General features: G+C 50.3%; 12 protein-coding genes. 8 read left to right on the top strand and 4 right to left on the bottom strand.

Going from position 1 to position 13,837, the window contains the following annotated elements; all coding sequences use genetic code 11:
- Positions 1-303 precede the first annotated feature (303 nt).
- Together metG and DYD62_RS07815 are read left to right on the top strand one after the other, a co-directional pair.
- A complete protein-coding gene (gene metG, locus DYD62_RS07820; protein WP_115226809.1) occupies positions 304-2,352 on the top strand; it encodes a methionine--tRNA ligase in 2,049 nt (682 codons plus the stop codon).
- A 153-nt stretch (positions 2,353-2,505) separates the two neighbouring features.
- Positions 2,506-3,978 (top strand): hypothetical protein, encoded by a 1,473-nt coding sequence (locus DYD62_RS07815; protein ID WP_115226808.1) that lies wholly within the window; start codon positions 2,506-2,508, stop codon positions 3,976-3,978.
- Positions 3,979-4,215: 237 nt separating this feature from the next.
- Here DYD62_RS07815 and DYD62_RS07810 read toward each other — a convergent pair whose 3' ends face one another.
- Positions 4,216-5,217, bottom strand: coding sequence for a hypothetical protein (locus tag DYD62_RS07810; protein ID WP_207916313.1), 1,002 nt, complete (start codon positions 5,215-5,217; stop codon positions 4,216-4,218).
- 166 nt (positions 5,218-5,383) lie between these two features.
- Between DYD62_RS07810 and DYD62_RS07805 the strand changes: the two genes are divergently transcribed.
- Positions 5,384-5,932, top strand: coding sequence for a ClbS/DfsB family four-helix bundle protein (locus tag DYD62_RS07805; RefSeq protein ID WP_165928598.1), 549 nt, complete (start codon positions 5,384-5,386; stop codon positions 5,930-5,932).
- On the opposite strand, the gene DYD62_RS07800 is transcribed toward DYD62_RS07805, so the two are convergent.
- The gene (locus DYD62_RS07800; RefSeq protein WP_115226805.1) at positions 5,878-6,702 is read right to left on the bottom strand and encodes an isocitrate lyase/PEP mutase family protein; all 825 of its coding nucleotides are present in this window, start codon (positions 6,700-6,702) and stop codon (positions 5,878-5,880) included. The two genes, DYD62_RS07805 and DYD62_RS07800, sit on opposite strands and share 55 nt — an antisense overlap.
- Before the next feature lie 229 nt (positions 6,703-6,931).
- On the opposite strand from DYD62_RS07800, the gene DYD62_RS07795 reads away from it, so the two are divergent.
- Complete coding sequence (locus DYD62_RS07795) at positions 6,932-8,485, top strand: DNA-3-methyladenine glycosylase 2 family protein (protein WP_207916311.1); 1,554 nt, start codon at positions 6,932-6,934, stop codon at positions 8,483-8,485.
- Positions 8,486-8,770: 285 nt separating this feature from the next.
- Positions 8,771-9,067 (top strand): REP-associated tyrosine transposase, encoded by a 297-nt coding sequence (locus DYD62_RS24005; protein ID WP_233702887.1) that lies wholly within the window; start codon positions 8,771-8,773, stop codon positions 9,065-9,067.
- An 88-nt stretch (positions 9,068-9,155) separates the two neighbouring features.
- On the opposite strand, the gene DYD62_RS07785 is transcribed toward DYD62_RS24005, so the two are convergent.
- Together DYD62_RS07785 and DYD62_RS23805 are read right to left on the bottom strand one after the other, a co-directional pair.
- Positions 9,156-9,737, bottom strand: coding sequence for a GNAT family N-acetyltransferase (locus DYD62_RS07785; protein WP_115226803.1), 582 nt, complete (start codon positions 9,735-9,737; stop codon positions 9,156-9,158).
- A gap of 507 nt (positions 9,738-10,244) precedes the next feature.
- Positions 10,245-10,568, bottom strand: a complete 324-nt coding sequence (locus DYD62_RS23805) for a hypothetical protein (protein ID WP_207916307.1) — start codon at positions 10,566-10,568, stop codon at positions 10,245-10,247.
- Between the two features lie 323 nt (positions 10,569-10,891).
- Between DYD62_RS23805 and DYD62_RS07775 the strand changes: the two genes are divergently transcribed.
- The 3 genes from DYD62_RS07775 to DYD62_RS07765 all read left to right on the top strand — a co-directional run bounded on the left by DYD62_RS07775 (position 10,892) and on the right by DYD62_RS07765 (position 13,706).
- Complete coding sequence (locus DYD62_RS07775; RefSeq protein WP_233702886.1) at positions 10,892-13,033, top strand: heavy metal translocating P-type ATPase; 2,142 nt, start codon at positions 10,892-10,894, stop codon at positions 13,031-13,033.
- A gap of 159 nt (positions 13,034-13,192) precedes the next feature.
- A complete protein-coding gene (locus DYD62_RS07770) occupies positions 13,193-13,399 on the top strand; it encodes a heavy-metal-associated domain-containing protein (RefSeq protein ID WP_115226801.1) in 207 nt (68 codons plus the stop codon).
- Complete coding sequence (locus DYD62_RS07765; RefSeq protein ID WP_373280361.1) at positions 13,386-13,706, top strand: metal-sensitive transcriptional regulator; 321 nt, start codon at positions 13,386-13,388, stop codon at positions 13,704-13,706. Before DYD62_RS07770 ends, DYD62_RS07765 begins: the two co-directional genes overlap by 14 nt.
- Positions 13,707-13,837 lie beyond the last annotated feature (131 nt).

Below are 13,837 nucleotides of genomic sequence, written 5' to 3'. Positions count from 1 at the left end.
CGGCACCTCTAAATGCAGCAAAGCCCGCAGAGAAGTACAACAATTTATGACTTATCAATATAGAGAGCACCAGGGCGGCTTGCCAGATAAAGGCCAAAAATCATGACAAAAGCATTGCGCTCCCCGTAATAAAAGCCCGAAGCCGTGGGCATATATATTTTCACTTCAGCAAACCTAAGTGATTTATGCGTGTTTACACAGGCTTTTCGCTGCAATGCCACAAATATCTGTGTATTCACCTCGCAGTCGGGCGAAATATTGGGGATAATTCCCTATTCTCTTTATTCCTTGGTTTTCGCCACGATGCCGCGCAAGATTCTCGTTACCTCAGCCCTTCCCTACGCCAACGGTGCGATTCACCTTGGCCACCTTGTTGAATATATCCAAACCGATATCTGGGTGCGTTTTCAAAAGCAGCGTGGCAACCAATGCCATTACGTCTGTGCCGATGACACCCACGGCACGCCGATTATGCTGCGCGCTGAAAAAGAAGGCCTAACGCCAGAAGCACTGATTGCCCGCGTACACGGTGAACACACCCGTGATTTCGCTGGCTTTCATGTCAATTTTGATAACTTTTACTCGACCAACTCGCCAGAAAACCGCGAGCTGGCTTACCGTATTTACGGCAAATTAAAAGAAGATGGCAAGATTGCCAGCCGCACCATTAACCAGCTTTACGATCCGGTTAAAAACATGTTTTTGCCTGATCGCTTTGTGAAAGGCGAATGTCCGAAGTGCGCGGCTAAAGATCAGTACGGCGATAATTGCGAAGTGTGTGGTGCAACTTACAGCCCCACCGAGCTGAAAAACCCTTACTCGGCCGTTTCAGGAGCAACGCCTGAGCTGCGCGAATCAGAGCACTACTTCTTTAAGCTGGGTGAATGCGAAGACTTCCTAAAGCAATGGACCACCACGCCCGGCAAGCTGCAAAAAGAAGCCTCCAACAAGATGCAGGAATGGTTTGAAGCGGGTCTTTCCGATTGGGATATCAGCCGTGATGCGCCTTATTTTGGCTTTGAGATTCCGGATGCGCCAGGCAAGTATTTCTATGTATGGCTCGATGCGCCGGTTGGCTATATGGCCAGCCACAAGAATCTGTGCGATCGCTTGGGCTTAGATTTTGACAGCTATTGGAATAAAGATTCCGATGCCGAGCTGTATCACTTTATTGGCAAAGATATTCTGTATTTCCACGCGCTATTTTGGCCAGCCATGCTGGAATACGCAGGCTACCGCACGCCAACCGCTATTCACGCCCACGGCTTTTTGACCGTAGACGGCGCAAAAATGAGCAAATCGCGCGGCACCTTTATTACCGCCGAATCCTACCTGAAACATCTGAACCCGGAATGGCTGCGCTATTACTTTGCCGCTAAATTAGGCAGCGGCGTGGATGATCTGGATTTGAACCTAGAAGACTTCAGTGCCCGGGTTAATTCGGATCTGATCGGCAAATACGTCAATATCGCCAGCCGCGCCGCGGGCTTTATCAGCAAGCGCTTTGAAGGCCGCTTGCACGATGGCATTTTCACCGCCACCGATTACCCGCTGATGGATCGCATCGTTGCACTGCAAGGCCAGTTGCAAGGCGCAGGTGAGAAACTGGCTGCACTATATGAAGCGCGGGAGTATGGCCGGGCGATTCGCGAAATCATGACGCTAACCGATGAAGTCAATCAGTACGTAGATAGCGTAAAACCTTGGGCGATGGCGAAAGACCCAGAGCAGAGCTTGCATCTGCACGTGGTTTGCAGCTTTCTGATCAACGCTTTCCGTATTCTGACTATTTACCTCAAGCCGGTACTGCCTAAGCTAGCGGCAGATGTAGAGCAATTTCTGAATGTGGCGCCATTTACCTGGAGCGATGCGCAGGTCTTGCTGCTCGATCACACCATCGAAACTTACCAGCACTTAATGACCCGTATCGATCCAAAAGACATTGCCGCCATGGTTGAAGAAAACAAGCAAAATCTGGAAGCCACCGCACCTGTGGCCAAGCCAGATTATGAAATCCCGCCGATTGCAGAAACCATCAGCATCGATGATTTTATGAAAATCGATCTGCGCGTAGCCATGATTACCGAAGCTAAAGCTGTAGAAGGCGCGGATAAACTGGTGTCCTTAACGCTGGATATTGGCAGCGAGACCCGCCATGTGTTTGCTGGCATCAAAGCAGCCTACAAGCCGGAAGACTTGCAAGGCCGCATGACGGTGATGGTGGCAAACCTTGCCCCGCGCAAAATGAAATTTGGTGTATCTGAAGGCATGGTACTGGCTGCCGGTGGGGATGGTGGTTTATACATCCTCAGCCCGGACACCGGCGCTAAGCCTGGCATGCGCGTGAAGTAAAGCGCGAGTAAACCGCCATTCGTGGCGGTTTTTTTTGCTGATCATTCCTTTTGGCAAAATTTCGGTTTGAGTACTCAAGCTCTCTGCGCCTGAAACTGGCTGCACATGCAGAGTATTTTTTTTGCCTGACCCAGCCCCAACTCAAAGAGCCCTATGCTAAAACGCCTCTTATCCATCAGCCTCTTACTGTCCAGCCAAGCTTATGCAGAGCAGGGCGACACACTGATTCAAAAACCTGCCGCATTTAAATTGGGTTTTGAAACCATCACCCTGCCAGATGATGAAAAGATGGGCATGGTGGGTGGCAGCTATTTAATCGAGACACTGCCCGGCCTCTATCTTGGCCCCGCAGCCTATGGTGCGATCACAGGCGAGCGTGGCGGTTTCTTTACCGGTGGTGGCGAAATCACTTACCGCCTTCCTGTGAGCAAAGAAATCAGCGTTGATAGCGGCTTTTATCTGGGCGGTGGTGGCGGCGGCGCGGCAGGTGTGGGCGGCGGGCTGATGCTACGCCCGCATATCGATTTGCTCTGGGATTTTGGCGGTATTCGCGCGGGGCTTTCCGCATCAGAAGTCCGTTTTCCAAGCGGCAACTTCAGCAGCCGCCAGCTGGGCGTGATGATTTCTGTAGACGATACATTCAGCTACAGCGATGCCAGCCGCATCGGCCAATACCTCACCGCTACCCGCCGGGGTGGCGTAGGTTTTGATCGCATCGCCATTGTTGCGGCGCAATCCAAGCCACAGGGCAATAGCGTTAAAACCACCACGGGTGCAGCAGCGCCGGACAGCACCTCTTATGCGGGTTTTTTAATGACGCAATCGCTGAATAATGGCTGGTTATGGGGCGTGGAAGCCGCAGGTGCAGTGAAAGGCTCTTCCGACGGCTACGCCGAAGTATTAGGCACTTTCGGCTGGGAATACGCCTTTAACTCTGCCCTGCGTGCAGGCACGCGCGTATCACTGGGCATGGGGGGTGGCGGTGCCGTAGATACGGGTGGCGGCGCTTTGGGAAAAGCAGCGGTATTTGGCACTTATCAAATCAGCCATGATCTTGATTTGACCTTAGAAACGGGTCTTTCCAAAGCCTTTGACGGCAGCTTTAATGCCCGCTATGCCAGCCTGCAACTCGGCATGGCCCTTGATCACCCCCATGCAAGCAACGATATTCTGAACCGGATTGAAGGCTGGGAATGGGATGCCAGCATGCAGCACTACACCAGCGCAGCCCGCCGTGATGGCAGTAAACGCAATATGCAAAACATCGGCTTTAAGTTAAACCGCAAGATTGACCATGGTTTTTATCTGAGCGGTCAGGCCCATAGCGCCTTAAGCGGCGGCGCAGGTGGCTACTCGGTTGGTTTGATCGGTACAGGCTGGGAAAGCCCGGAAATCATCAGCAAATTACGCCTTAGCGCAGAAATGCTGGTTGGTGCGGCCGGTGGTGGCGGAGTGGATTCAGACGGTGGAGCCATCATGCAGCCTATGGCCTATGCCAGCTATCCAATCAGCAATAACTGGCAAGTTAAAGCGGGGGCGGGCGTAGTTAAATCATTCAAAGGCGAGCTAAACAGCCCCGTACTTGATTTATCAATCGGCTACCGCTTTGGCCTGCCACGGCGCTAAGTGCCAACACTTACCCAGCCCTAGCCATGAGGCCTCAGTTTTATGCTGTTCAAATAAAACCATAAGCCTCATAGCGCGCAAAACTTCACGTAATACTGAAAAAACCAGGTATATGCAGGGCAGATGATGTGCTTGAGAAAGTTTCATCCCGAGCAAGCACAAACGCATGAGAAACATCCTTCGCAGCAAAAAGGCCGCAATAGCATTGCGGCCTTCGCAAACCTTTTTATTCAGGTGTTAATGCCTTGCCGCAGGCAGCTGTTTTAATACTTCATTGGTAAAATAAGGCTCGTCTTCTACCCAGAATATATAATCCAAGCCCAAGTAATTCTGGGCAAATTTCAGCATATCATCCACTGTATTTTTTTTGCCAGTCTTAGGGTTAATCTGGCGAAGATTGCCATCCTGTACCGCCATGCCTTTAAGCAGTTTATTAGGATAAGCTTTGAAAAAGCCATAACTCTGCGCCATATGACTTTTGCGGTAGGGCATTAAATCTGGCCCGCCAACTCCCATATTCAACGATTGAGCTAGGGCAAATAGCCCGCGCATATAGCCCTTATCATCACCAGGCAGCCATTCATCCGGCAGAAAGTTTAAATAAACCATGGCGGTAGATTGCTTAAACGATGCCGCCAGCACGCGCATATTGTCGCCAATCGCATCTACATAGGCCTTAGGGCTAAAATCTTTAGGAAAAGTCGTTGTGCCATCGGCATTTTCAGTGCCGATATCAATTGAGCTTTCGCTAAAATTAATCCCTGCAATTTTGCCATCAAATTCACGACCCAATTGCCGGATAAGTTTTTGATAGCGCTCTCGCACGGGGGGCTCCCACATTTTGGCCGACCAGCCATATTCATCATCCGTGACCGGCTTATTTGGGTCGCGCTCGGGTGCACTTAACATGCTTTGCTTAATCACACCGCCTTTAAAAACAGGATCTTGTCGCAGATAATCAGGTACATTCACACGCGGTGTGAATGATTTTTCCTGCAGCTGAATCCAAAGCTTTTTATTCATCGAATTCAAATAAATGAGATCTGCTTTAATCGCGCTAAAATCGTAATGATCTTTACTTGGCTCCAGATCCCGCCATGTATAAACAATTTGCGCCCCACTAAAACGCGGATCAAGCAGGCCCTTATCCGCCTTAATATTTTCACCACCCGCCTCGCGGTGATTAATATAAATAAAATGCTGCAAAGTGGACGCGGCAGCAAAAGCTGCCGGACTCATAAGCAATAAAACCAGCGTAAAATTGAGAAACCGGCTTAGCATAATGACTCTGCTCTGGATGAAAGTTGCTCAAGTTAACCTGAATACGCCAGAGCAGATACCCAGATTATTTACATATTCTGAATAAATCTTTTTTTGCCATTAAATGAATCCGCAGGGTGATGCCATGCCACTACCATGCAATAAAATAGAACTGCTTCTAAACTTTGACAGCGCCTATTCCAAACTAATCAAAGAGCTCGCCACCCTAGCGGAGCAAGATACAAGATTGCCCGAAATAGAAGGAGAAATATCAGCGTGCGATCTGCTTGCCTATCAAATAGGCTGGGGGCAGCTTTTATTGCAATGGGATAAAGACGAGTTACAAGGGAAACCCGCACAAATGCCTGCGCCAGGTTTTAAATGGAATCAGCTTGGGCTGCTCGCCCAAAGCTTTCATACCCGCCATTGCAATTTATCACTCAGCCAATTAAATACAGAATTTGCCGAATTAGCCGGGCAAATCCGGCAATTTATTTTGGACAACGAAGAAAGCACGCTGTTTGAACAGGGCCACAGGAAATGGGCCGGGGACAAATGGCCTATCGTAAAATGGATACAGGTCAACACCATTGGCCCCTGGCAAAGTGCGTGTGCAAAACTGCGCAGATGGAAAAAACATCAGGTCCTGCCTGCTGCTGAGCACACCAGCGATTCTGCCTCTGCAAAACCATAAAAACGCTCGCCCATCACCCGCCAGGTTCCTGCCTCACGCGCCTCAATAGCAATATCGCGCAGGGTGCCCATCACAGCCAACATTGGGCAAACGCCAAGACTTACTCGACGAACACCTGCTGCAAACAGGGCCGCCGCAGATGGCGCGCCAGGCATGGCCATGACGCTGATGGGGCCGTTTACCAACTGGCAAAGGCGAGTCAGCACGGCCACGTCAACAAGGCCAGGCACAAAAACCATATCTGCCCCAGCAAGCAAGTAGGCATTCGCCAGCTCAACAGTCATCAAAAAGCGCTCTTTCTCATCCACACCTAGGCACAGTAAAAAAGTGTCGGTACGCGCATTAATCCAGAGTAAATCTCCCGCCGCCTTGCGGGCCGCGCGGATTCGCTCCACTTGTGCGTTTAAATCAAACAGCCCCGATGAGCCATGCTGACGATCTTCTAAATTCACCCCCACAGCCCCCGCCGCAATCACTGCCCTGATGGTGGCTGCTACCGATTCGGGCGAGTAGCCATAGCCTGCTTCAATATCCGCCGTCACTGGCACATTCACCGAGCGGCAGATGGCCGCCAGCTCGCTGATCATCACCTGCGGATCAATTTGTTCGCCATCTTTAAGCCCACGCGAATAGGCGATACCGCCGCTCGTTGTGCCAATAGCCGCAAAGCCCGCTGCGGCAAAAACCCGCGCACTGCCTGCATCCCAAGCATTAGCGAGTAAAAATTGACCCTGTTCGTTTAACTGACGAAATTGTTGAGCAAGCTGCATGGTGTGTCTCCTAAAAAAACCGCATCTTGCCGTGAAGACGATAGCAAGACTGGCGCTTTTCGGACGCGAGCATAGCGGCCAAACAGTTCAGCAGGCGCAGAGAGCGGCGTGAAGCAGAAAAACCTAAATCTTGAACCACAGCGTAAAAAGAAGAACTCAGAGGACCACAGAGAAAACCCACCTCACCTTGGATTTTTCTCTGTGCTTTCTGTGGCTCAAGGTTTTGCTCGTGGATTTACTTCAACTACGGGCATTCACGTCCACCCAGCCTGTCACGTCCGAAAACAGCTGGCCCGCTTTAAATTTGCCTGTCATGATTTCGCCCATGGAACTCGATCACGACATTTGCTACAGGGCACTGGCTAGCCGCGATGCGCGCTTTGACGGGCGTTTTTTTATTGCAGTTAAAACCACACGCATCTATTGCCGGCCCATCTGCCCTGCCCGCACGGCAAAACAAGAGAATGTTTTATTTTTTCATACCGCAGCCGAAGCACAGGAGCTTGGCTTTCGTCCCTGCTTACGTTGCCGGCCAGAGGCCGCCCCGCATTCTGGCGCCTGGCGTGGCGTATCTAACTCTGGGTTTTCCAATACGGTAAGCCGTGCACTCAGGCTGATCGAAATGGGTGCTTTGGACGAAGGCTCTCTGGCCTCGCTCGCCGATAAATTAGGTATTGGTGAGCGCCAATTGCGCCGCCTATTTGAGCAATATGTAGGCGCATCGCCGCAGGGTGTGGCGCAAACACGGCGCGTGTTACTAGCCAAACAGCTGATCCACGAAACCGCCATGCCCATTACCGATATTGCTTTTGCCGCTGGCTTTGGCAGTGTGCGCCGCTTTAATGAAGTCTTTCAGCAGCTTTACCAGCGCCCACCCAGTGATTTACGCCGCGATAAACAGGCTGGGGCATCGACTGGCGTCACCCTGCTGCTGCGCTACCACCCACCTTACGATTGGCAAGCCATGCTGGCCTATTTATCTGCGCGTGCCATAGCTGGGCTGGAGCTCGTGGAAGATGGCATTTATGTGCGATCCATCAGTATCCATGGGGTGCAGGGTTTGGTATCGGTGCAACAAGCAAATAGTCACGCACTGGCAGCCACTATTCATTTCCCCAACTTGGCCGCCCTGCCACAAATTATTGCCCGCCTCAGAGCGATGTTTGATTTAGCCGCCGACCCAGACATGATTAATCAGCAATTAGCCCTCGATCCACTCATGAAAAAACTTATCGCCAAACGCGCAGGCCTGCGTGTGCCAGGCGCTTGGGATGGTTTCGAGCTAGCTATCCGTGCGGTACTCGGCCAGCAAATCACCGTCACCGCCGCTATTAAACTCGCAGGCAAAATAGTGGCTCAATATGGCGAGCCATTAGACACCCCCGATGCGCAGTATCCCTCTTTAAGCCATGTATTCCCCACAGCGGCCATCTTAAGCAAGGCAAATCTCACAGGCATGCCACAAAGCCGCGCCAACACCATCTCAGCACTAGCCGCAGCCTTTGAAGCGGAGCCTGGTTTACTTAGCACGGGTAGTAACGTTACCGAGACCTGCACCAAACTACTCGCCATTTGTGGCATCGGTGACTGGACCACCCAATATATCGCCATGCGCCAATTGCGTGAGCCAGATGCCTTCCCTGCCAGCGATATTGCCCTCATCAAAGCCATCACCCAATTAGAAGGGCCATGCAAACTCAGCGCCAGAGCCGAAGCATGGCGACCTTGGCGAGCCTACGCGGCGCAGCATCTTTGGACAGCGCTTGGGGATACGATCGCTTAGCACGGTAGGTTGGGCTCACGTTTTATCAGCCCAACGATGTAATAAAGAAACCCATGTACAATATCGAAGAGCAAATATAGCCGGTGAAATGAATTTTTACCGTTAATCTCGCCGATAGGAAAAACGTTTTATTAGTTGAGCAAGTAGATTTATTGCGAGAAACAATGCAAAAAATCCGGCAACGTCACCCCTTTAATATTATTGCAATCATGGTTTTTCCCGATCATTTACATGCTATTTGGCATTCACCTTTTGTAAGATGCTGATTCTCCATTGCGCTGGGCTTTGATTAAATCCGCTTTTTCTCGGTCGATACAAAAAACCGAGACCATTCGGAAAAGCAGAAAATTAAAACGTGAGCGAGGAATAGGGCAACGCCGTCATTGGGAGCATTTAATCAGAGACGATGGCGATTTAGAAAAACATGTTGCATATATTTATTTTAATCCAGTGAAGCATGGATATGTCACAAAGGCGGTTGATTGGCCTTATTCATCAATTTACAGAGCGATTAAGCAAGGTGATATCGATGAAAAATGGGGTACGTATTTTTCCAGTGTTAAACATTATGGAGAGCGATAAATTATTGGGTTGATAATGCTTTAACCCAAGCTACCGGGCTTGAAGTCTGTTTAGACAAGGCCAAGTGCTCCCTTTTCTATTTTATAAATCAGACAAACTGCCCCAACGGCACCCCCAATGAAATGGTGGTATTCGCAAATGCCTCAGCATGCTGATGTGCATGCTCAGACAATAGGCGAAGCAGCACCACTTTGCCTAACTCTGTACTAGATAAAGCGCCTACATCGTGGCTACCAATCACCTCCACGGAAACCACAGGCCAGCCTGCTTTGGCATAAAACGCGGCCAATGGCGGATCGCAAGTAAACAAGGCAATGTCAGCATGGCTATTTTCAATACAGCGCGTTGCTGCACTGACGACTAAGCTGCCTAGCCCTTGATTTTGATAATCAGGATCGGTTGCAACACAACTCAATGCAGCCATGCGAAAGGTCTGCCCAACATGGCTAAGCGTTAAATGCAGCACCGCAGCATAGCTCAGCAGGCGATTAGCCCGATATATAAAACAGGAAAGCGCATCCAGCGCCGAATCGTGCTCCTCTGGCACAATTGCGCCCTGAGTGGGGGCAGGCGAACTTGGCCATACACGATGCATCAACAAGGCAATATCCCACCGCACCTGATCGGAAGTCTGCCGGTAAGGCAGCATACTAAGTAAATCAGATTTCATGACGCTCACAAAATTAAAACTCCCAATATTCAATAAAACTTAGACGATAAAAGCGGTTAAATTAATTCATCAATATGCATATTATTTGCAGTGTTTTATATATTTATTGAGGTAAAGACAACTATTTGTAAAGAATGACTAAAACAACTTGAGCACCTCATTTGTAAAATAAGGCTCGTCTTCTACCCAAAAAATATAAGCCAAACCTAAATAATTTTGACCAAAATCCAGAATATCGTCCACGGTATTTTTTTGCCCGTCTTAGAGTTAATCTGGCGAAGATTGCCACCTTGCACCGCCATACCTTTACTAAGCACTTAGGATAATCCTTAAAAAAGCCATACGTCTGCGCCATATGGCTTTTACGACAGGGCATTAAATCAGGCCCCGCCAATTCCCATTTTCCGCGATTTGTCCAAAGCAAAAAGGCCACGCATAGAGCCCTTATCATCACCCAGCAGCCATTCATTTGGCAGGAAATTTAAATAAACCATGGCAGTGGACTGCTTAAATACCCAAACCAACACACACATATTGTCGCATAGGGTCTTGCAAAAGATAGGCAGGCACATTGGGGCTGAGCGAGAAACACTTTTCTTGCAGCTGAATCCATAGTTTTTTATTGATCGAATTCAAATTAACGATATCTGCTTTAATCGCACTAAAATCATAATGACCTTTAGTTGGCTCAAGATCGCGCCATTTATAGACAATCTGCGCCCCACTAAAACGTGGATCAAGCAGGCCCTTATCCGTCTTAATATTTACACCGCCCGCCTCGCGATGATTTATGTAAATAAAGTGCTGCAGAGTGGGCGCGGCGAAAGCCACGAAACTCATTACAGATAAGAGCAACGTTAAACACAATAATCGCTTTAGCATAAATACTGGGCACTCAATAATGAATACTCAATTTACTCGAACATGCTGCAGTAAGAAGCCAGATTATTTACACTTAATAAACAAAACATCAATTTGTACCGTCAAAAAAAAATCGTCATGGCAATTCTAATTAAAACTGTACTTACTCATTAATTAGCAACACCATCATGCACTTAATCAGTCAGCCCCTCTCCACCTTACCGATCGTCCCCTTTGCGCCCTTCCAATATACCCCGCATGGGTATATAGTCATCTCTAACAGGAGGGGAAAAATGACTTCAGAAATCCAACTTCGTCTTGGTGGCATGACCTGCGCAGCGTGTGCGGCGCGGATTGAGAAAATCCTTAATCGCCAGACCGGGGTCGCAGCCGAGGTGAATTTTGCAACCGAAACCGCGCATATCAGCAGCAGCGACAAGACCATTACCGCCGAATCGCTGATCGCAACAATTAGCCGCGCAGGGTTTACCGCCGAGTTAGCCAGCACCCCAGCGGCCTCAGAAAAAGATGAGCGCTGGCCACTGCTGATTGCCGCCCTCTTAAGCCTGCCACTGATGGCCAGTATGTTTAGCCCAGATCATGCCGAGCTATTACCTCGCTGGCTGCAAATGCTACTGGCTACGCCGGTGCAGTTTATTTTGGGCTGGCGCTTTTATCGTGGTGCGTTTTTTGCGCTAAAAAATGGCGGGGCAAATATGGATGTGCTGGTGGCACTGGGCACAACCATGGCCTATGGCCTCTCTGCCGTCGTCACCCTGATGGGCATGCATGAGCAACATGTCTATTTTGAAGCAAGTGCGGTGATTATTACGCTGGTGCTGGCAGGAAAATGGCTGGAAAGCCGCGCCAAAAAGAAAACATCGGGGGCGATTAGCGAACTGTTAAAGCTGCAACCTAAAACAGCCAGGGTAGAAACAGCGGAAGGGCTAATCGATTTGCCGATTGGCCAACTCAAGCTTGGCGACATCGTAATTGTGCGCCACGGCGAAGTGATTCCCGTCGATGGCGTAGTCATCGAAGGCCAAGCCGCAGTAGATGAAAGTATGTTGACCGGCGAAAGCCTGCCCATCGAAAAAACCACCGGCAGCAAAGTGTTTGCTGCCACCAAAAACAGCAGCGGCATGCTTAAAATCCGCGCCAGCAGCGTGGGCAGCAAAACCCAGTTGGCCGAAATTGTGCGGCTGGTGGCCCATGCCCAAGGCTCTAAAGCGCCGATCCAGCGACTTGCCGATCAGATTTCCGGCGTGTTTGTGCCCATCGTAGCGGCGATTGCCGTACTGACTTTCCTAGGGAGTTTTTGGTATTGGGGTAGCGCCGTTACCGCAATGATTCACGCCGTAGCCGTTCTCGTCATCGCCTGCCCTTGTGCGCTGGGGCTAGCCACGCCCACGGCAATTTCTGTAGGGATTGGCCGTGCAGCACAACAGGGTATTTTATTCAGAAACGCTACAGCACTGGAGCATGCAGGCAAAATTGAAATGCTGGTGGTAGATAAAACCGGCACGCTGACCACGGGACAAGCCAAGGTCGTGGAGATCATCAGCTTGCAAACTGATATCGCCAAAGAAGATTTACTGCAACTTGCAGCCAGCCTAGAGCAAGGATCGGAACACCCACTTGCCCATGCCATCTTGGCGGCCAACACGCGCGCCCTCTTGCCTATCAGTGACTTTGTCGCCGTAGCTGGGCAAGGCGTAATGGGTAAACTCGCCGACGGCAGTGAAGTCAAGGTTGGCATCCCCAGCTGGGCAGGCGAAATGCCTGAGAAAAACACCCAGCCACACACCTTGGTGAGCATCGCCAAGAATGGCGTTCTGCTTGGGCAGATAGCACTGGCCGATACACTCAGAGCCAGCTCGGTGGAAGCCGTTAAACGTTTGCAGGCAATGGGCATTGAAGTGGTGATGCTGACCGGCGATCAGCCTGCCACGGCCGCCGCCATTGCCAAGGCCAGTGGTATCCGCCAGCACCAAGCTTTAATGCGCCCGCAAGACAAGGCCGCGTTTATTCAGCAACAAAATAAGGTCATCGCCATGGTGGGCGACGGCGTAAACGATGCCCCTGCACTCGCCGCAGCGGCAGTGAGCTTTGCCATGGGTGCAGGCAGCGATGTGGCGATTGAGGCCGCCGATATCACCCTGCTGCATAATGATTTACTGGCGGTGAGCGACGCGATTGCCCTCTCCCGCGCCACCATTAAGAAAATCCGTCAGAATTTATTTTTTGCGTTTTTCTATAACACGCTGGGCATACCGCTAGCGGCCATTGGTCTACTCAACCCCGTTTTGGCAGGCGCGGCGATGGCGCTGAGTTCGGTTTCGGTAGTGAGTAATTCGCTCATGCTAAGGCGGTGGAAAAGTGAAGGGATTTCAGAGGAAAAATCCAGGGACAGTCAGCTCTCACAGGGTGGGTAAGGCCAATTGAAACACTAAAGAAAGAGCAAACAATTTGCTGGCCGTAACCCACCGCAGCACCATGGCGGGTACACCGCCGAAATAAACCAGCGTCTTTAATGAGCACCAAGAGCAGCCTAAATCGCCCTAATTTTTTTTATACATTTAAAGGAGTAAGCCATGGAACACAGCACACTTAAAATTGAAGGCATGACGTGCATGGGTTGTGTGCGATCTTTAACCAACGCTTTAAGCGCCCTGCCTGGCGTGAGCCATGTGGCCATTGATTTAGAAAGCGGCATCGCTAAAGTCGATCACAACGCGGCAATGACTTCGCTTGATGCTTTGGGCGATACGATTGAAGGAGCGGGCTTTGAGCTTGCCTGATTGCTGCATCCCCGATGAAGGGCCAAAAGTGGTGCAGCCGGGCAAGCAAAAACTGCTGTCCCGGCTCAACCGCATTGAAGGCCAGGTACGCGGCATCACCAAAATGGTGGATGAGGACAGATACTGCGTGGATGTGCTCACACAAATCTCGGCCATAAAATCAGCCATCGATTCAGTCGCCATGCAGTTATTAGAAAACCATGCTCATGGCTGTGTGGCAAAGGCGATTCAAGAAGGAAAAGGAGACGCGGCCATTGATGAGCTGATGATGGTCGTCAAAAAACTAAGTGGTAAAACGCTAGGGTGAAACACACCCCAAGCTCTGTAGACACAGCGCAAATAAAGAGAGGGCACGGAGAAAACCAATACTAGTTTTTCTCTGCGCCCTCTGCGTTATCCCCTTCGCGCTGTGCCTGCAGCACTTAGGGTTTCCGAATT

Source organism: Iodobacter fluviatilis (genome assembly GCF_900451195.1).
Lineage (GTDB): Bacteria > Pseudomonadota > Gammaproteobacteria > Burkholderiales > Chitinibacteraceae > Iodobacter > Iodobacter fluviatilis.
This window is presented reverse-complemented; position numbering and strand designations above follow the sequence as displayed.

Coding starts and splice junctions, on each gene's coding strand:
- DYD62_RS07805 (WP_165928598.1), top strand. CDS start 5,384: ATGCCACTACCATGCAATAAAATAGAACTGCTTCTAAACTTTGACAGC.
- DYD62_RS07800 (WP_115226805.1), bottom strand. CDS start 6,702: ATGCAGCTTGCTCAACAATTTCGTCAGTTAAACGAACAGGGTCAATTT.
- DYD62_RS07785 (WP_115226803.1), bottom strand. CDS start 9,737: ATGAAATCTGATTTACTTAGTATGCTGCCTTACCGGCAGACTTCCGAT.
- DYD62_RS07810 (WP_207916313.1), bottom strand. CDS start 5,217: ATGAGTCCGGCAGCTTTTGCTGCCGCGTCCACTTTGCAGCATTTTATT.
- DYD62_RS07770 (WP_115226801.1), top strand. CDS start 13,193: ATGGAACACAGCACACTTAAAATTGAAGGCATGACGTGCATGGGTTGT.
- metG (WP_115226809.1), top strand. CDS start 304: ATGCCGCGCAAGATTCTCGTTACCTCAGCCCTTCCCTACGCCAACGGT.
- DYD62_RS07815 (WP_115226808.1), top strand. CDS start 2,506: ATGCTAAAACGCCTCTTATCCATCAGCCTCTTACTGTCCAGCCAAGCT.
- DYD62_RS07775 (WP_233702886.1), top strand. CDS start 10,892: ATGACTTCAGAAATCCAACTTCGTCTTGGTGGCATGACCTGCGCAGCG.